The sequence below is a fragment of the Microbacterium sp. APC 3901 genome, assembly GCF_030407765.1.
In the GTDB taxonomy this organism is placed as follows: Bacteria; Actinomycetota; Actinomycetes; order Actinomycetales; family Microbacteriaceae; genus Microbacterium.
Genome location: NZ_JASDCU010000008.1, coordinates 147,237 through 165,342, shown reverse-complemented (window position 1 = coordinate 165,342; position 18,106 = coordinate 147,237). Strand labels below are relative to the sequence as shown.

At 67.3% G+C, this 18,106-nt stretch carries 19 protein-coding genes and 1 tRNA gene; 12 read left to right on the top strand and 8 right to left on the bottom strand.

Annotated elements, in window-relative coordinates; translation table 11 throughout:
• Window positions 1-126: 126 nt before the first annotated feature.
• Window positions 127-600 (top strand): Lrp/AsnC family transcriptional regulator, encoded by a 474-nt coding sequence (locus QMA07_RS09535; protein WP_042536698.1) that lies wholly within the window; start codon window positions 127-129, stop codon window positions 598-600.
• Here QMA07_RS09535 and QMA07_RS09530 read toward each other — a convergent pair.
• Window positions 572-1,471 (bottom strand): alpha/beta hydrolase, encoded by a 900-nt coding sequence (locus QMA07_RS09530; protein ID WP_290161333.1) that lies wholly within the window; start codon window positions 1,469-1,471, stop codon window positions 572-574. The two genes, QMA07_RS09535 and QMA07_RS09530, sit on opposite strands and share 29 nt — an antisense overlap.
• A gap of 80 nt (window positions 1,472-1,551) precedes the next feature.
• Here QMA07_RS09530 and QMA07_RS09525 point away from each other — a divergent pair, with 80 nt between their 5' ends.
• The 6 genes from QMA07_RS09525 (at window position 1,552) to QMA07_RS09500 (ending at window position 6,000) form a co-directional block, all read left to right on the top strand.
• A complete protein-coding gene (locus QMA07_RS09525) occupies window positions 1,552-2,304 on the top strand; it encodes an exonuclease domain-containing protein (RefSeq protein WP_290161355.1) in 753 nt (250 codons plus the stop codon).
• Window positions 2,285-3,223: an AraC family transcriptional regulator gene (locus QMA07_RS09520; RefSeq protein WP_290161332.1), complete on the top strand. Its 939-nt coding sequence runs from the start codon at window positions 2,285-2,287 to the stop codon at window positions 3,221-3,223. Before QMA07_RS09525 ends, QMA07_RS09520 begins: the two co-directional genes overlap by 20 nt.
• 86 nt (window positions 3,224-3,309) lie before the next feature.
• Complete coding sequence (locus QMA07_RS09515; protein ID WP_290161331.1) at window positions 3,310-3,642, top strand: hypothetical protein; 333 nt, start codon at window positions 3,310-3,312, stop codon at window positions 3,640-3,642.
• A gap of 170 nt (window positions 3,643-3,812) precedes the next feature.
• Window positions 3,813-4,553 carry a glycosyltransferase family 2 protein gene (locus tag QMA07_RS09510; protein WP_290161330.1) on the top strand — a complete coding sequence of 247 codons (741 nt, stop codon included), beginning with the start codon at window positions 3,813-3,815 and terminating at the stop codon, window positions 4,551-4,553.
• Window positions 4,550-5,383: an endonuclease/exonuclease/phosphatase family protein gene (locus QMA07_RS09505; protein ID WP_290161329.1), complete on the top strand. Its 834-nt coding sequence runs from the start codon at window positions 4,550-4,552 to the stop codon at window positions 5,381-5,383. Before QMA07_RS09510 ends, QMA07_RS09505 begins: the two co-directional genes overlap by 4 nt.
• Window positions 5,380-6,000, top strand: coding sequence for a hypothetical protein (locus QMA07_RS09500; protein WP_290161328.1), 621 nt, complete (start codon window positions 5,380-5,382; stop codon window positions 5,998-6,000). The genes QMA07_RS09505 and QMA07_RS09500 overlap by 4 nt, the downstream gene beginning before the upstream one ends.
• On the opposite strand, the gene QMA07_RS09495 is transcribed toward QMA07_RS09500, so the two are convergent.
• Both QMA07_RS09495 and QMA07_RS09490 read right to left on the bottom strand, forming a co-directional pair.
• Window positions 5,982-6,055 (bottom strand) — tRNA-Ile (locus QMA07_RS09495). The genes QMA07_RS09500 and QMA07_RS09495 overlap by 19 nt on opposite strands.
• Window positions 6,056-6,084: 29 nt before the next feature.
• A complete protein-coding gene (locus QMA07_RS09490) occupies window positions 6,085-6,621 on the bottom strand; it encodes a gamma carbonic anhydrase family protein (RefSeq protein WP_290161327.1) in 537 nt (178 codons plus the stop codon).
• Between the two features lie 140 nt (window positions 6,622-6,761).
• Here QMA07_RS09490 and QMA07_RS09485 point away from each other — a divergent pair, with 140 nt between their 5' ends.
• On the top strand, window positions 6,762-7,247 hold the full coding sequence (locus QMA07_RS09485; RefSeq protein WP_042536706.1) for a DNA starvation/stationary phase protection protein: 486 nt from the start codon (window positions 6,762-6,764) through the stop codon (window positions 7,245-7,247).
• A gap of 66 nt (window positions 7,248-7,313) precedes the next feature.
• Here the strand turns inward: QMA07_RS09485 and QMA07_RS09480 are convergent, their stop codons facing one another.
• From QMA07_RS09480 to QMA07_RS09460, 5 genes are read right to left on the bottom strand one after another with little or no spacing between them, the layout of a single operon-like run.
• A complete protein-coding gene (locus QMA07_RS09480) occupies window positions 7,314-8,765 on the bottom strand; it encodes an amidohydrolase family protein (protein ID WP_290161354.1) in 1,452 nt (483 codons plus the stop codon).
• A gap of 41 nt (window positions 8,766-8,806) precedes the next feature.
• Complete coding sequence (locus QMA07_RS09475; RefSeq protein ID WP_290161326.1) at window positions 8,807-9,448, bottom strand: FMN-binding negative transcriptional regulator; 642 nt, start codon at window positions 9,446-9,448, stop codon at window positions 8,807-8,809.
• A gap of 23 nt (window positions 9,449-9,471) precedes the next feature.
• Window positions 9,472-10,470 carry a DNA-formamidopyrimidine glycosylase family protein gene (locus QMA07_RS09470; protein WP_290161325.1) on the bottom strand — a complete coding sequence of 333 codons (999 nt, stop codon included), beginning with the start codon at window positions 10,468-10,470 and terminating at the stop codon, window positions 9,472-9,474.
• A 1-nt stretch (window position 10,471) separates the two neighbouring features.
• On the bottom strand, window positions 10,472-10,957 hold the full coding sequence (locus QMA07_RS09465) for a ribose-5-phosphate isomerase (protein ID WP_290161324.1): 486 nt from the start codon (window positions 10,955-10,957) through the stop codon (window positions 10,472-10,474).
• Window positions 10,958-10,994: 37 nt separating this feature from the next.
• Window positions 10,995-12,179, bottom strand: coding sequence for a ferrochelatase (locus QMA07_RS09460; RefSeq protein ID WP_290161323.1), 1,185 nt, complete (start codon window positions 12,177-12,179; stop codon window positions 10,995-10,997).
• A gap of 125 nt (window positions 12,180-12,304) precedes the next feature.
• Here QMA07_RS09460 and pepN point away from each other — a divergent pair, with 125 nt between their 5' ends.
• The 4 genes from pepN (at window position 12,305) to QMA07_RS09440 (ending at window position 18,105) form a co-directional block, all read left to right on the top strand.
• Entirely contained in the window at window positions 12,305-14,857 is a 2,553-nt protein-coding gene (gene pepN, locus QMA07_RS09455; RefSeq protein ID WP_290161322.1) for an aminopeptidase N, read from the top strand.
• A gap of 73 nt (window positions 14,858-14,930) precedes the next feature.
• Entirely contained in the window at window positions 14,931-16,004 is a 1,074-nt protein-coding gene (locus QMA07_RS09450; RefSeq protein WP_290161321.1) for a mechanosensitive ion channel domain-containing protein, read from the top strand.
• Window positions 16,001-16,450 (top strand): globin, encoded by a 450-nt coding sequence (locus QMA07_RS09445; RefSeq protein WP_290161320.1) that lies wholly within the window; start codon window positions 16,001-16,003, stop codon window positions 16,448-16,450. The genes QMA07_RS09450 and QMA07_RS09445 overlap by 4 nt, the downstream gene beginning before the upstream one ends.
• The gene (locus tag QMA07_RS09440) at window positions 16,447-18,105 is read left to right on the top strand and encodes an FAD-binding dehydrogenase (protein WP_290161319.1); all 1,659 of its coding nucleotides are present in this window, start codon (window positions 16,447-16,449) and stop codon (window positions 18,103-18,105) included. Before QMA07_RS09445 ends, QMA07_RS09440 begins: the two co-directional genes overlap by 4 nt.
• The last annotated feature ends 1 nt before the right edge of the window (window position 18,106 follow it).

Below are 18,106 nucleotides of genomic sequence, written 5' to 3'. Positions count from 1 at the left end.
TCGGCCCCGGCCTCATCGCCGGTTGAGTCGAGCGTACGTCCGCTCATCACCTCGCTCAAGCAACTGCGATCGGCTTGAGCATGTTGCCAAATCTGGGCGTCCCCCACCCTGCTATCGTTTGGCACTATGGCCGGACTTGACCGCATCGATCTGGAACTTCTCGCCGCCCTCGCCGATGACCCCCGGGTCACGATCGTCGCGCTGGCCGAGAATCTCGGGCTGTCCCGCAACACCATTCAGGCACGCATGGCGAGGCTCGAGCAGACCGGGATCTTCCAGTCGTACGAACGATCGTTCTCCACCGATGTGCTCGGGTTCCCGCTTCAGGCGTTCGTGAGCATCGGGGTGCGTCAGACCGAACTCCCACGCATCATCAACGAGCTGGCTCGTATCCCCGAGGTCGTGCAGGCGCACGGACTCAGCGGGTCGATCGACCTGCTCGCGCGCGTCGCGTGCAGGGACGCCAGGCACCTCTTCGACACCGACGCGCGCATCCTGTCGATCGAAGGTGTCGAACGCACCGAGACCTCTCTCGCGATGGGCGAGGTGATCCCGTTCCGTGTCGCCGGCCTCATCGGCCTCGCGCGACGGGAATCCTGAGGAATCGGCGAACGGCACCGGCCGCCTCGGCGGGCGTCTCGTAGTGGATCAGATGCCCGACCCGGGCGATCTCGACCAGCGTGGCGTCGTCGAAGCGGGTCGCGAGCTCCCGCTCGACCTCGATGGGGGTGATGTCGTCTCGCTGGGCGGCGATGAGCAGCGTGGGAGTCGAGATCGACGACGCGAACTCGCTCACGTCATGCGACACGCTCGTCACGAACGCATCCCGGAGGACGTCGCGGTCCGCGAAACGCGAGAAGTAGGTGTCGTGCTGATCGTGGATGAACCGTCGCAGCTGTGGGTCCGACGTCTTGGCCATCGTGATGCTCATGACCCTGACGATCAGACGGTTGCGCAGGAGCGCGGTGCCCGCTCGCTCGGGTAGGCGCGCCCCGAGCGAGTAATACAGCACCGCGAGGCGCGTCATGATGCCCTTCGGCCCCTCGAGTGCGGGCGCCCCGATCGGATTGATCAGGATCAGCCGCGGGGTCTCGAGACCCGCTGCGACCGCCGCAGAGGCGACGATCGATCCGAAGGAGTGTCCGAGGATCACTGCACCCGGGGCCACCGTCGCCGCGAACTCATTCAGCCAGGCGACGTACTCGTCGAGATCGTACGTGCGGCCGGCGACGGGTGCCGTCTCGCCGAAACCGGGGAGATCAGGAGAGATCACCCGAACCTCGGGAAGGAACGCGAGGACGGGCTCGAGACCGTGGTGCTCGCCTCGGAATCCGTGTACGGCGACCACCGTCACGTCGGCGTCGGCAGGTCCGTACTCCCAGAACACGGTCGTACCGCCGCGGACCCCGACCTCGCGGCGCACGACCGGTAGTCGGCTGAGGCGGTCTGCGTAGGGAGAGGGGACGGTCATGGACCAAGTCTAGAGTCGACGCACGCATGCTCTCCGTGCGCCTCCGCGCGGATGTCGGAGCCCGGATCTACGGTGAGATCATGCCCCCGGCCCCCTCGCTCCCGCACTGGATCACCCGTGTCGGCGTGTTCGACCTCGAGACCACGGGTGTCGATGTGGAGAAGGACCGGGTCGTCACCGCACACGTGGGGCTCCTCGATGCAGATGGGCGCGAGATCGCCGCCAGGGACTGGTTGTCCGATCCGGGCGTGCCGATCCCCGAAGGCGCCACGGCCGTGCATGGAGTCACCACCGAGCATGCCCGACGGCACGGCCGTCCGGGTGCCGAAGTGGTCGGTGAGGTGATCTCCGCGCTGGGATCCCTGCTCTCTCAGGGCGTCCCGATCGTCGCGTACAACGCGGCATATGACTTCTCCCTGCTGGCTCATGAGGCGCACCGCCACGGAATCGCACCGCTCGAGAATCCCTCGCCGATCATCGACCCTCTCGTGATCGACAAGGCCTATGACCGGTACCGCCCAGGCAAGCGCACGCTCGAGGTGGTCGCGGCTCTGTACGCCGTGCGCCTCGAGGACGCCCACGAGGCCGCCGCCGATGCGGTGGCCGCAGGCCGGGTCGCGCAGGCCTTGGCGCGTCAGTTCGTGCTTCCCGAGACCCTCGAAGAGCTGCACACCCGGCAGATCGGGTGGGCCCGTTCGCAAGCGGCGAGCCTCACGGAGTACTTCATCCGGATCGGTCGACTCGAGCCGGAGGAGCGCCTCGACGGAACGTGGCCGGTGCGCGCACGCCGCACTCTCGGGGAGGTGTCTCGCGGTGCGGTTCCGAACCAGTGACGTCTCCCGAGTCGAGGCCACCTGGAAGCAGTTCGTCCCGTCCGCGGTCCTCCACGATGTCGATCCCGAGCGATTCCGCTTCGATTGGCACTCTGCGGATCTCGGGGGTGTGAGCCTCGTCCGCTACGACCTGGCGGCCGAGATCCGCTCGACTGCGGAACCGCATGACCAGATTCTGGTCTGCCGAGTGGACGGTCCGGATGCGCGGGTCTCCTCCGACCGCGGGTATCTCGATGCAGGCCGCCCCTGGATATCCGACGGGCCGCGAGTGCATGCGCGGTGGGACGCGGGGGCGCGAGTCACGGCACTCGTGTTCGAGCACGACGCGCTGTCGCGCTTCGCCCGGCGGGTCAGTGGTGACGACGACCTCTCTATCCGCGTCGCCGACCTCTCGCCTCGCTCCGCATACGCGGCCGCAGCATGGGACCGCATGTTCGCCTATCTCGAGTCGAGCGCTGCAGCTTTCGAGAACAGCACGGACGATCACGAACTCCTGAGCAGCGAGTTGGCTCGCCATGCGGCGGCGACGACGCTCGCAGCCTTCACTGCGACGAGCCGCCTCGAGCGCCATCTCCCCGCGCAGACCACAGCCGCTCCCGCGACCGTGCGTCGAGCCCTCGACTTCATCGCCGAGAATTCGCACCGGCCGATCACCGTCGATGACGTCGCCGCAGCCGTCCACATCTCGACGCGGGGACTGCAATACGCGTTCCGACGAGCGCTCGATCTGACGCCGGCCGAGTCGCTGCGACGGGCGCGGCTGGACGGCGCGCATCGCGACCTGCAGTCCGGGGCGTGCTCGACGGTCGCCGCGGTGGCCCGCCGATGGGGTTTCTCGCACCCGTCGCGATTCGCCGCCGCCTATCGCGACAGCTTCGGCGTGCTTCCTTCCGTGACCGCTGCGCGGCATCGCCGATGACACTATGCGAACAGATTGTTCGCGCCTCTCGCGCGCCGAGGGTGGCTGGTGCGAAGGTTCGCTCTCGGGCGAATATATTCCGAGATATGGGTTCTCTCTATTACGGCGCCTCGGAGCCGATCCATATCGACGATCGCGCGCTCGCGCACCTCAAGGTCGTCGTTGCCACGAAGCTGCGTCGCAATGAGAGCTTCACACTGACCTGGAAGCACCCGGAGGGCGACCCTGAGGGCCGCTCGACGGTCTGGCTGCATCCCTCGATCCCCCTGCGGTTCGTCTTCGATGAGAGCGAGGCACCGGAGCTCAGCCGTCGATGGATAGAGGATCTCGCGCGCTCCGCCAACTCGAGCGGCGGGATCACGCTCGTCGACGAGCTGATCGAAACCTCACCCGACGTTCCGGCTGCAGAAGGTCGCTGACGCACGCGCGGTGGTCAGGGTGCGCGTCGCCTGTGTCAAGTCCTTCGTTCGCCTCGTCGATCGATGACATGATCGCTGCGATGCCAGAACGCACAGAAGAGCACGGGGCCGGACAGGCCGGTAGCGGCCGGTCGCGCAAACCATCCGTTCGCTCCCCCACGACGTCCGTGGTGATCCCTGTCAAGGACGACGCTGTGCTGCTGGCACGGTGTCTGCGGGCCCTGCATGCGCAGGAGTCACCGGCCGACGAGATCATCGTGGTCGACAACGACTCCTCCGATGCCTCGGCATCCGTGGCTCGAGCATCGGGCGCCCGCGTGCTCACGTGCCTCGAGCCGGGCATCTCCGCCGCGGCATCCACCGGATACGACGCCGCGCGCGGCGATCTGATCCTCCGGCTCGACGCAGACTGCGAACCGGATGCCCACTGGATATCCGCCGTCGTCTCCGCCTTCGAGGAGGACGAGAATGCTGGGGCCGTCACCGGGCACGCGCGCTTCACCGACGGGCCTGCGGCGCTCCGCCTCCCGCTCGCTCGGCTCTATCTCGGGGCGTATACGAGCCTCTTGAGTGTCACCCTCGGTCACCGACCGCTCTTCGGCTCCAATCTCGCGTTCCGCAGGGAGGCTTGGCTTGCGGTGCGTGCTGACGTCCATCGCGGCGATCCTCACATCCACGACGACCTCGACCTCGCCTTCCATCTCGGTGAGAACCACCACATTGCGCAGCTCCCTGGCGAAACGATGGGAATGTCGATGAGGCCACTCACCGCAGGGCAGTTCGGCCGACGTGTGCACAGAGGCTTCCGCAGCGTGCTCGTGCACTGGCCGCGCGACTTCCCGCCTGTCCGCTGGGCACGCCTCGCGGTACGGCGTCGTCTGCGCAGCCCCGCGTCGCGGAGGACGCGATGACCGTGCGTCCGCTGATCGGCCCCGCGGTCGCGCCGGAGTTGCACGTGATGTCCTTCAACATGCGTCGCCCCATGGAGGGCGCCCTGCGTCCTGAGCAGGACCGCTGGAGTGTGCGCGCCCCCGCAGTCGCCGAGCTGCTTCGCTCGGAGCGTCCGACGATACTCGGACTGCAGGAGGTGCTGCCCCGTGCGATGACCGTGGTCACGCAGGCGATCGGTCCCGCCCATCGGTTCGTCGGCAGAGGAAGATCGCGCGACGGCACGGGTGAGGGCACCCCGCTCGTCTACGACGCCGAACGCCTGGAGCTGGATGGGTGGGAGCAGCGAGCCCTCTCAGCGCGGCCCGACGAACCGGGCAGCCGGTCCTGGGGCAACATCATCCCCCGCATCCTCGTGACGGCAGAGTTCTCCGACAGGGCGACGGGCATCCGGTTCCTCGTCGTCAACGCCCACCTCGACCACCTGTCGTCGCATTCTCGGCAGCGATCGGCCGGGGAGATCACCGCCCTGATCCGCGAGCGGGGGCTTCCGGCGATCGTGATGGGCGATCTCAATGCACGCCCCCGCTCGGGCGCCGTACGCAGGCTTCTCTCGCACGCCCAGCTCACCGATTCCTGGAGTGCCGCAGAAGATCGGCTGACGCCGCTGTGGAGCACGCTCAACGGGTATCGACGACCACGGCTCACAGGGCGGCGCGTCGATTGGATGCTCGTCAGCCGGGACGTGCAGGTGCGTGCCGCCGCCATCAACGCACACGTCTTCGGTGGGATCAGACCCTCGGACCACCTGGCAGTGCAGGCGCTCGTGCGTCTGGAAAGGAAGGCACTGTGAAAGAGGATTTCCTGCGACCTCCTCACACCCTCACCGAGTGGTCCGCCGATGCTCTGCGGACTCTCGGGGTCATCGGCGTCGGCTTCGCGCTGATCTGGCTCGTGCCGACGGACGCCGGGATCGCCGCACTCGCTCTTCCGGCTCTGATGCTGCCACGAGTGCTGGGACTGCGCGGGTCGTTCGACCTGGCGGTGTGCTCGACCGTGCTCGTAGCCGCATGGAGCAACGTCTTCGACCTGTACCGGACGGTCCCCGGATGGGATCTGCTCCTGCACCTGGTGTGCACGGGCGTTCTGACCATCATCACCGCGCTGATCCTCACCAGAGCTGACGTCGTCGCGATGACTCGTGATCGCGGCGCCCGGCGACGAACTCCCCTCGTCCTCGCACCGCTGTTGGCCCTCGCGCTCAGCGCGGTGTGGGAGATGATCGAGTGGCTGGGCTGGGCCTACCTGAGCGACGAGATCTTCGTCACGTATCAGGACACGATCGGCGACATGGTCTTCGGCGGAATCGGCGGAGTCGCGGCGGGCGTCATACTCGCGACGGCATCCCTGAACCGACCGCGCTCGAGCGTCGACGAATCGACGAACAGGAGTAGGGCGGGTCGGACTTGAACCGACGATCGTTGGGTTATGAGCCCACTGCCTTAACCAGCTTGGCCACCGCCCCGTGACGACAAGCCTATCGGGCCAAACCGGTCAGATCGGTGTCGCGGCGGCGTGCGTCTCGAGGTGCCTCAGATAGATCTCGGCGTTCGCAATCAGATCCGCACGCTCATCGTCGCTGAGCGATCGGCGCACCTTGGCCGGGACCCCGGCCACCAGCGAGCCGTCGGGCACCTCGGTCCCTCCGAGCACCACTGCTCCGCCGGCGATCAGGCATCCCGCGCCGATGACGGCGCCACTGAGTACGACAGCCCCCATGCCGATGAGCGAGCCGTCCCCGATCGTGCATCCGTGCACGACAGCGTTGTGACCGATCGACACCTTCGCGCCCACGATGACGGGATGAGCCGTATCGACGTGGACCGAGACGTTGTCCTGCACGTTGCTGCCTGGACCGATGACGATGGATGCCGAATCGCCTCGGAGTACGGCGTTGTACCAGACGCTCGCCCCCTCGGCCAGCGAGACCTCGCCGACGATGCGCGCTCCCTCGGCAATGAAGGCGTCTTCGGCAACCGACGGGGTCTTTCCCGGGAGCGCGAGGACAGAGGCTCCGACTGCGATGCTCATGAGGTGAGACTATCCTCTCAAGGCCGGATTTCCGCATGATTCCGGGGCACTAAGCCGAGCCTTCGCTTGCTTGCGGAATGTTTTCAGACGAGTAGCGTTGTCATCATCAGGCACGAAGAGACAACTCCGGAGGAGCCAAGATGAGCAAGGTACAGACCGTTTCCACCACCGCCAGCGACCCGACCGTGGCAGCTGCAGCGGCTCAATTCCTCTCCCCCGTCGTGCTCGGACTCCAGGCACTGACGATCGATGGCAAGCAGGCGCACTGGCACGTGCGCGGCGCCAACTTCGTCGGCGTCCACGAGCTCCTCGACACGATCGTCGCGCACGCCGGTGACTTCGCAGACACGGCGGCCGAGCGGATCGTCGCCCTCGGTCTCCCGATCGACGCGCGCATCAGCGCCGTGGCCGCCAAGGGCAGCGCGACCTCGGTTCCCGCCGGCTTCACCCAGTCCGACGAGCTCGTGCGCGCTGTCATCTCCGACATCGACGCGATCCTCATCGACGTGAAGGCTGCGATCGACGGACTCGACGAGGTCGACCTCACGAGCCAGGACGTCGCGATCGAGATCATGCGCGGACTCGAGAAGGACCGCTGGTTCCTCGTGTCGCACATCGCCGCCTAACCCACGACACCACTCACGACGAAGGGCACCGGGATTCTCCGGTGCCCTTCGTCGTGCATGCCGTCGTCAGGCGCCGTGTGTGAGACGCCCCGCGAGCACCGTGGCCACGATGGGCATCCCACGCAGATCGGCGCCCGAGGCGACCAGCGGGTCGAATCCGCAGAGCGCGATATCGGCGGGCTCGCCAGGCCGCAGCGACGTACGCACGCTCGCCTGCAGCGCCTGCTCCCGCGTGAGCCGTTCTTCCGGATGCCATGGCTCCCGTCCGTCGTCCGTGCGGGTGACGGCTGCGGAGATGCCCTGCCACGGATCCAGCGGAGCAACGGGGGCATCCGAGCCGAAGCGCAGCTCGACTCCGGCGTCGCGCAGCGCCCCGAGGGGGTAGCCGATGGAGGTCTGACCTGCCCAGTGGCGTCCGACCAGATCGCGGTCATCCAGAGCGTGCTGCGGTTGGACGCTCGCGACGACGCCGAGCCGGCCGAAGCGCGCGAGATCCGCATGCCGCACCAGCTGGGCATGCTCGATCGTTCCCACTGCCCCCGATACGGTGAAGGCGTCGAGCGCTCCCGTGACCGCGCGGTCGCCGATGGCGTGGACGGCGACAGCCAACCCCGAACCGGCGGCGACGGTCAACAACTCGGTGAGCTCCGCCGGGGGCACCGTGAGCACGCCGAAGTTCTCCGGGTCACCCGGATAGGAGTGCGAGCACGCGGCCGTTCTCGTACCGAGCGAACCGTCGCTGATGATCTTCAGAGGACCGACGTGAATCAGACCGCGACCCGCTTCCGGAGCCCCCGGATGCTCATGGAGTTCCCCCGTCCGCAGGCCGGCACGGATAGCCCGCTCGAGGTCGAAGGGATAGATCGCGAACTCGACTCGGTGCGCGGCGAACCCCGCGGCCACTCGCCGCGGCCAGGCATCTGCGTTCCAGGCCATGTCGAAGTCCACGAGGCCGGTGACCCCGCGAGACGCGGCGCGCTCCCCCGCCGCACCGACCGCGATGTCGCCCCGCTCGGGGTCCACCGCGTTCAGGCGGCGGGAGATCTCGAATGCGTCCTCTTCGCGCAGCATCCCGTCGACGCTGTCGAAGCCCTCGAGCCGCAATGCCGCAGAGTTGAGCCACGTGCTGTGGACATCGGCATTGATGAGGTACGTGGGCACCTCTCCGGTGACGCTGTCGAGCAGAGCGAGCGTGGGGCGATCGGCCCACATCGCGTCGCGGAAGCCGCTGCCGACCTTGCGTCCATCGGGAAGGGGCGCCGCAGCAGCCATGATCGCGGCGGCCTCCGCCGCCGACACCGCGCTCCCGAGCGTGACGCGCTCCGTCGCGAGGGCCCACTGCACCGTGTGCACGTGATTGTCCCAGAGGCCGGGTACCGCCCAGGCTCCTCCCCCATCGAGCACCTCCCCCCTCGACGCGAGCGCGCCCACGGGAGCGATGTCGACGATACGGCCGTCTTCGATGAAGATGTCGACCGGCTCATCGTCGACGAGGAACTCGCGCCCCGGGCCCGCCACGCGAACGCCCGTGACGGTGCCTATCCGTGCACCGACACCGATCACCGGACCGCTCCCGTTCGAGCCTGCTGGGCACGGCGCATCTCGGCAGCGAGGGCGGGCTGTGCGTACGGGCCATCGCCCTCGAGTTCGGCGATGACGGTCTCCACGGTCTCGGCAGGCTTGTTCTGGCTGAGTTTGCGCTTGGCGACGACCCTGGTCGGAGTGAGTCTGAAGCCCACCGTCCCTCCGGCCAGCCGCGTCACGAACGCTGGTTCGTTCGGCCGTTCCCACATCCGCCGCGGCTCCGGCATCCGCCCTTCGAAGCGATCGACCAGCCGGTCGAGCACGGCGAGGTTCTCCTCGTCGCCGAGTATCTCGGGAATCCCGGCCAGATGCACGGCCGTGTAGTTCCAGGTCGGAACCGACTGCACATCGCCGTACCACCCGGGAGAGATGTAGCCGTGTGGCCCCTGGAAGACGACGAGCAGTTCTCTCTCCCCCAGGCCGTGGATCAGATCGTCGGGCCGTCCGACATGGCCCACGATCGTGAGGTCGTCGTGGTCATCATCGAGCAGAACGACGTAGTGCGAAGCGACCAGGCCGTCCGGCCCGTGGCTCACGATCGTCGCCCAGGGATCGGCGTCGACGATCCGACGGATCTCGGCCACATCCGCGAGCGTGAAACTGGGGTTCTGACGCATCCTCTCAGCCTATGGCCGACCGGTCACGCTTGGCAGCGCGGGCACCAGTACAGCTTGCGCGCGCCGATCTCCTCGAGGGCGATCTCGGTGCCGCAGATGCGACACGGCAGCCCGGCGCGGTGGTACACCCAGTGCCGGTCATCGCGGCTCGCCATCGCGGCGCGGTAGGCATCGGGCGAGAGGTCGTCCATCGTCATCATCTGACCGGTCTCTACTCCGATGGCGAGGAGACGCACCCAGTCGTGCCACAGGGATCGCACGATGTCTTCCGGAACCTCGCGGCCGGGCGTATGCGGGTTCAACCGCTGGCGGAACAGCATCTCGGCCCGATACACGTTGCCGATGCCGCTCACCACTGCCTGATCCATGAGCAGGAGCGCGATCACCGTCGGCTTCTTGCGGACCGCCTCGACGAAGCGCTCCTCGTTCTGCGCAGGGTCCCCCACGAGTGGGTCGGGACCGAGCTTCGCCACGCTGGCGAGCATCTCCTCGGGAGTCTGCAGGACGCAGGCGGTGGGACCGCGCAGATCCGCGGCGGTGATGTCGGTCATCAGACGGAGCCGGACCTGGCCGACGACCGGCGGCGGCCATTCTAGCCCCTCGTCGGCGAGCCCCTTCGTCTGCTCGGACATGCGGACGTGCACGCGGGTCCGACGAGGTGCGCCGATCGACGCGAGCGAGTTCTCTCCGGCGTCGTCGAGGATCTCGTCGTCGACCACGGTGCCCCGCTGATTCGTCTGGCCCATGCGGCCGTTCGCCGAGGCGATGGTGGGGTCGACCAGGATGTCCCCGGCGAAGTCCCATGCACCATAGAGGCCGAGATGCACACGCAGCCACACGTCGCCTTCAGCCTCGAGGAACATCTGCTTGCCCACGGCCTGGACACTGACGGCCTCGCGTCCGTTCAGGACGGCCGCACCCTCGGCGAAGCGCCCCTGGGGGCTCGAGGCGGACATGGTCTTGCCGACGAAGTTCCGATCGAACTGGCGAGCGATGCGATGGACGGAATGGCCCTCGGGCATGTCAGGCCCGGGGGTCCGGAAGCAGCGAGCCGTCGCGCTCGAAGTCCGCGATCTGACCGATGCGGCGGATGTGGCGTTCGTCCTGCGAGAACGGGGTCGCGATGAAGGTGTCGATGAACGAAGTGACCTCGTCGAAGGAGTGCTGACGCGCCCCGATCGAGATGACGTTCGCATCGTTGTGCTCGCGGGCGAGTTCAGCGGTCGACGTGTTCCACACCAGAGCGGCGCGGACGCCCTCGACCTTGTTCGCGGCGATCTGCTCACCGTTGCCCGACCCGCCGAACACAACGCCCAGCGTCTCCACACCGGCTGCCTGGTCGGCCACCACAGCCTGCGCGGCGCGGATGCAGAACGCGGGGTAGTCGTCGAGCGCGTCGTACTCGACCGGTCCGTGGTCTACGACCTCGTGACCTGCGTCGCGCAGGTGATCCTGCAGCTGGGTCGAGAAGTCGAGACCGGCGTGATCGGTGGCGATATGGATGCGCATGGCATCCATCCTAGAAGCGTCGAGAGTCAGCGGGCGCTCACGGAGCCACGCCGGCAGCGGCCGGCTTGAACCCCGCCCGGACGTTCTCGCAGCAGCCCGGGCGACACACGTCGAACGCACCGGGCAGAGACGTCACGTGGGGGCGATCCTCGTTGGGACGCCCCTCCAGGCGCTCGACGATCAGATCGACGATGCCGGTGACGAACGACGGAGCGACGCCGGGAGTCGGAGTGCGCGTGAAGGCGAGCCCTGCCTCTTCGGCTGCTTCGGCGGCCTCGGTGTCGAGATCCCAGAGCACCTCCATGTGATCACTCATGAAGCCGACAGGCACCACGGCCACGGCCTTCCGACCGCGCTCGGGGAGCTCCTCGATGACATCGCACACATCAGGCTCGAGCCACGGCTGCGACGCCGGGCCCGAACGAGACTGGTAGACGAGCTCCCACGAGACGTCAGCCGCTGCCGGGATGCTCTCACGGACGCGATCCATCACCCACGCGGCGACGGCGAGATGCTGCGCTGCATACGCGCCACCCTCGCCCCAGTCGATGTCCCGCGCGCCCGAACGCTCGGCATCCGCGGTCGGGATGCTGTGCGTGGAGAACAGGATCTGGATCTCGGCGGGGGCGATGCCCTGACCGAGGAAGCTCTCGACGGCCTCGCGGACCCCTCTCTCGAACGACTCCACGAATCCCGGGTGGTCGTAGAACGGGCGGATCTTGTCGATCGTCACCGTCTCGCCGAGCTTCGTCTCTTCGAGCACTCGCGCGAAGTCCTCGCGATACTGCCGGCAGCTCGAGAAGGAGCTGTAGGCGCTCGTCGCGAACGCGAGGAGCGTCGTCTTGCCGTCGGCTGCGGCTTCGGTGACGACCTCTTCGAGGTACGGGCTCCAGTTGCGGTTGCCCCAGTACACCGGAAGGTCGATGCCGCGGCGGGCGAGCTCGCCTTCGAGTGCCTCTTTGAGGATGCGGTTCTGCCCGTTGATCGGGCTCACGCCGCCGAAGTGTCGGTAGTGGTGCGCGACCTCTTCGAGACGCTCATCCGGGATGCCCCGGCCCCGCGTGACGTTACGGAGGAACGGGATGACGTCATCCTGTCCCTCAGGGCCGCCGAACCCGGCGAGCAGGATGCCGTCATAGGCCACCGGGGTGGTCATGTACGGCGCGCCGGAGGCAGCGGCATCGGAAGCAAAGCGGACGGTGTTCGGCTCGATCGCGGTCACGGGTCCATTCTTTCATCTCCTGAACGTGAGTCAGGCCGCGCGTGCTGGCGTAGGCTGTCATGGTTGCCGTGGGCGCCAACTGCGCTGGGTTGCGGCAGCATCCCCTCACCCCTGGGAGTACAGCTGTGCCTGGAGAGAACCTCACCCGCATCGAAGCGCAGGAGCGCCGCGACATCATCGACACCCAGTCGTACGAAGTCTCGCTCGACCTGACGAAGGGTGCGGAGGTCTTCGGCTCCCGCAGCGTCGTCCGCTTCACCGCGACGCCGGAGAGCCTCACCTTCATCGACCTGATCGCGCGTGACGTGCGCGAGATCTCGTTGAACGGAGAGCAGCTCGACCCCGACGAGGTCTTCGCCGACTCGCGCATCGCGCTGGCCGGCCTGCAGTCCGAAAACGTCCTCGTCGTCGATGCCGACTGCGAATACACCAACACCGGCGAGGGGCTGCACCGCTTCGTCGATCCTGTCGACGGCGAGGTCTACCTCTACTCGCAGTTCGAGGTTCCCGACTCTCGTCGCGTGTTCGCCGTGTTCGAGCAGCCCGATCTGAAGGCCACCTTCCAGTTCACGGTGACGGCGCCGGCGTCCTGGAAGGTCGTCTCGAACTCCCCCACGCCCGAGCCCATCGTCCATGACGACGACTCGGTCGCGACCTGGGGCTTCGAGCCCACGCCTCGCATCTCCTCGTACATCACGGCCCTGGTCGCCGGCCCCTACGAGTCGACGTTCTCCGAGCTCACCAGCGCCTCCGGCCGGGTGATCCCCCTCGGCGTGTACGGCCGCAAGAGCCTGTGGCAGCACCTCGACGCCGACTACATCTTCGACAAGACGCGCGAGGGCTTCGCCTACTTCGAGTCGAAGTTCGGCGTGCCCTACCCCTTCGCGAAGTACGATCAGCTCTTCGTTCCCGAGTTCAACGCCGGTGCCATGGAGAACGCGGGAGCGGTCACCTTCACCGAGACCTACGTGTTCCGCAGCAAGGTCACCGACGCCGTCAAGGAACGCCGCGTCGTCACGATCCTGCACGAGCTCGCGCACATGTGGTTCGGCGATCTCGTGACCATGAAGTGGTGGAACGACCTCTGGTTGAACGAGTCGTTCGCCGAATGGGCGTCGACGATCGCGACAGCCGAAGCCACCGAGTGGACCGAGGCGTGGACGACCTTCAACGCGATGGAGAAGACCTGGGCCTACCGCCAGGATCAGCTGCCTTCGACCCACCCCATCGTCGCCGAGATCAACGACCTCGAAGACGTGCAGGTGAATTTCGACGGCATCACCTACGCGAAGGGCGGCTCGGTCCTCAAACAGCTCGCCGCGTGGGTCGGCATCGAGGCGTTCTTCGCCGGTGTCTCGCAGTACTTCCAGAAGCACTCCTGGGGCAACACCGAGCTCAGCGACCTCCTGGTCGAGCTCGAGGCCACCAGCGGGCGCGATCTGAGCACCTGGTCGAAGAAGTGGCTCGAGACCGCTGGCGTGAACACGCTCGAGCCGGTGATCGCCGACGACTCCGACGGCACGATCACTCGATTCGCAGTGACGCAGACCGCTCCGGCCGACTACCCGACCATCCGTCCCCACCGGCTCGGCATCGGCTTCTACAACCTCGAGGACGGCGCACTCGTGCGCTCGCACTACGCCGAGGTCGACGTCGACGGCGACCGCACGGAGGTCCCCGAGCTGCACGGCCTCACGCGCCCCGACCTCGTGCTCCTCAACGACAACGACCTCGCCTACGCGAAGATCCGACTCGACGAGCGCTCCCTCGCCACGGCGATCGCGCACCTCGCGGACATCAGCGACCCACTCGCCCGATCCCTCGTCTGGGGCGCGGCATGGGACCAGACTCGCGACGCCGAGACCGCAGCGTCCGACTACATCGACCTGGTGCTGGGCAACATCGGCCGCGAGACGGAGTCGACCACGGTCCGCACGACGCTCGCGCAGCTGCGCACTGCCGCGACGCTCTACGTAACGCCGGACGCGCGCCTGGCCGCCCGCCAGAAGGTCGCAGACGGGCTCTGGGCGCTCGCCGAGGCCGCCGAATCGGGCAGCGACAGTCAGCTGCAGTTCGTCACGGCCTTCGCGAACGCGCTCGTGACGCCCGAGCATGCCGGCATCGTCGGCCGGCTGCGATCCGGCGAGGAGACGCTTCCGGGTCTCGAGATCGACGCCGACCTCAGCTGGCAGCTGCTCGTCGGGCTCGCGACGATCGGTGCGACGGATGCGGCATCGATCGATGCCGCACTCTCGTCGGACAACACGTCGAAGGGCGGCGAGTTCGCGGCGCAGGCGCGTGCGGCGCTGCCCGACTCCGCCTCGAAGAAGGCCGCCTGGGCATCGCTGATCGAGCGCGACGATGCTCCGAACACGATCGTGCGATCCGCTGCGCTCGGGTTCGTGCACCCGGCGGGCGCCGAGGCTCTTCGCGAGTTCGTTCCTGCGTACTTCGACATGCTGGTGCCGATCTGGGAGTCCCGCAGCTACCAGATCGCCCAGTATCTGATCGTCGGCCTGTTCCCCACCGCCATCGCGGATGTCGAACTGCGCGACGCGACGCGTGCCTGGCTGTCCGCCAACCAGGACGCGGCGCCGGCGCTGCGCCGACTCGTGCTGGAGAACCTCGCGGACGTCGAGCGCTCGCTCGCTGCGCAGTCCCGCGACGCGGAGGACTGAGCCCGCTTCTTCGATCAGGCCTCTGCGCGGTGCATCCAGCCCGCGCAGAGGCCTGATCGCTACTCTGGAGGGGATGATTCAGCCATTCGAAGTCGACCCGCCCCCCGAGGATCCGGTGCCAGCCACCGTATGGACGGACTTTCTCGACGTCCTTGCGACAGTCGGGTGGCGGGCGCTGCATGTCGCGATCATCATCGCTTCGTGCGTGATCATCGCCCTCATACTGCGCGTCGTCATCCGTCGAGTGGTGCATCGCATCGTCGACAGCGCCAAGAACAAGGCTGCCGTCGACGACACGCAGGCTTTGGAGCGCTCGCCCCTCGCTGACATGCGTCTCGTGCAGCGCACGCGCACACTCGGCACGATCCTTCAGAACATCGTCAATGTGATGCTCGTCGTGATCGCCGTCGTGCTGATCGTCAACGCTCTCGACAACAGCCTGCTCGGGTCGCTGACGCTGCTCACTGCCGCGGTCGGTGCCGGTCTCGGTTTCGGAGCCCAGAACATCGTCAAGGACGTGCTCAACGGCATGTTCATCGTCGCGGAGGACCAGATCGGAATCGGCGACGTCGTGGATCTCGGTCTCGCCTCGGGCGTCGTCGAATACGTGAGCGTGCGCATCACACAGGTGCGTGACGTGAACGGCACGCTCTGGTACGTCCGCAACGGCGAGGTGCTGCGCATCGGCAACATGTCGCAAGGCTGGGCCAGGGCGATCATCGATCTCGGGGTGCCGGTCGACTCCGATCTCGAGAAGGTCGAGCAGACGATGCTCGACACCGCGCTCGCGCTCTCGAAGGACCCGAAGTGGCGAACCCGCATCATCGAGAAGCCCGAGCTGTGGGGTCTCGAGTCGATCGACGGCGATGCCCTGGTCATCCGTCTCGTCATCAAGGCACGCGCCAATGCCAAGGACGATGTCGCCCAAGAGCTGCGCAAGCGTCTGCGCTCGGCCATGCTCGAGAACGATGTCATGCTCCCGAGCATGACGACGGTCGTCCCCACCGGGCTCGAGGGCGCCCGCCGCGTGCGGGGCGCCAATCCGCCCAAGACCCGACCGAACGCCGTCACCGGTGTTCCCGTCATCCCGGATCGTGGAATCTGGCGGCGCAAGAAGACCAAAGACGACGGGAGCTCCCAGAAGTGACGTTCTACGACGAGGTCGGCGGTCGCGACACCTTCGCGAAGATCGTGTCGGTCTTCTACCGCGAGGTCGCACTCGACCCGGTCCTGAAGCCGATGTACCCCGAGGATGACCTCGGCCCCGCCGAGGAGCGCCTGCTGATGTTCCTCGAGCAGTACTGGGGCGGTCCGACGACGTACGGGGAGACACGCGGACATCCGCGCCTGCGGATGCGCCACATGCCCTTCCACGTCGACCCCGATGCTCGTGACCGGTGGCTGCGACACATGCGAACCGCCCTGGACGAGGCGCAGTTGTCGCCACTCCACGAATCGACGCTGTGGGACTACCTCGAACGCGCCGCGTATGCCATGGTGAACACATTCGAGCCGTCCGGCATCGGCACACCCTCTGCCGGGCGCCCCACGCTCGAGACGCGATCACGTCAGGAATCAACGGAGAGCACATGACGAACAGGCCCCTGTCTGCAGACGTACTGGTCATCGGATGGGGGCTCGCCGGTCTCGTCGCAGCGGGTGAGGCGCTGGAAGCCGGTCGCCGGGTGATCCTGGTCGACCAGGAACCGCGCACGAACCTCGGCGGGCAGGCGTGGTGGTCGTTCGGTGGCCTGTTCCTCATCGATTCCCCTGAGCAGAGGCGGATGGGCATTCGCGATTCGCTCGCCCTCGCCACGCAGGACTGGTTCGGGACCGCTTCATTCGATCGCCCTGAGGACCACTGGCCGCGCCGATGGGCAGAGGCCTATCTGCAGTTCGCCGCCGGGGAGAAGCGTTCGTGGCTACGGGACCGCGGAGTGAGTTTCTTCCCCGTGGTCGGATGGGCCGAACGAGGGGGCTACGGGGCGCTCGGTCCCGGCAACTCGGTCCCTCGATTCCACATCACGTGGGGCACCGGACCCGGTGTCGTCGCGCCGTTCGCCGCCGCGGTCGAGCAGGGCGAGCGCGAGGGCCGGATCACGATCCTCCCCCGCCACCGCGTGACAGAGCTCATCACCACCGACGGAGCGGTCACCGGCGCACGCGGGGCGATCCTGGAATCGAGTCCTGCCGTTCGCGGGGTCGAGTCGTCGCGACAGGCGATCGGTGACTTCGAGATCACCGCGGGCGCCACGATCGTCTCGTCGGGCGGCATCGGGGGAAACCACGACCTCGTGCGCGCCGCATGGCCCGCCAGTCTCGGCGTTCCTCCCGAGCACATGCTGACCGGGGTGCCCGCGTACGTGGACGGATCGATGCACCCCGTCTCAGAGTCGGCCGGTGCGCGTCTCATCAACGGCGACCGCATGTGGCACTACGTCGAGGGCATCACGAACTGGAATCCGGTGTGGCCGTCGCACGGCATCCGCATCCTCCCCGGCCCGTCGTCGCTGTGGCTGGACGCGACGGGCAGGAGACTGCCCGTGCCGCTCTTTCCGGGTTTCGACACGTTGGGCACACTGGCCCACCTCCGCACCACGGGCTACGACCACTCGTGGTTCGTGACCTCTCGTCAGATCGTCGAGAAGGAGTTCGCTCTCTCCGGAAGCGAGCAGAACCCCGATCTCACGGGCAAGGATGTCGGACTCCTCGTGAAGTCCCGGCTCGCCAAGGGACCGACGGGACCGATGCAGGCGTTCCTCGACGAGGGCGAGGACTTCATCGTCGAGAACGACCTCGAATCGCTGCTGGAGCAGATGCAACGGCATCCCGGCGGAGAATCCCTCGACATCGATCACGTGCGACGGGAGATCGTCGCACGTGACCTGGAGATGGAGAACGAGTTCACCAAGGACGCCCAGATCGGCATGCTGCGTTCGATGCGCGGCTACCGCGGCGACAAGCTGATCCGCACCGCATCTCCGCATCGGCTGCAGGACCCCTCGGCCGGTCCGCTTGTCGCGGTCAAGCTGCACGTGCTCACGAGAAAATCCCTCGGCGGCATCAACACCGATCTCGACGGCCGCGCGCTCGGAGCCGACGGTGAGCCGATTCCGGGTCTGTATGCCGCAGGTGAAGCGAGCGGCTTCGGAGGCGGTGGGGTGCACGGGTACCGCGCGCTCGAGGGCACGTTCCTCGGTGGGTGCCTCTTCTCGGGGCGTCAGGCCGGGCGCGCCGTGGCTCGGTGAG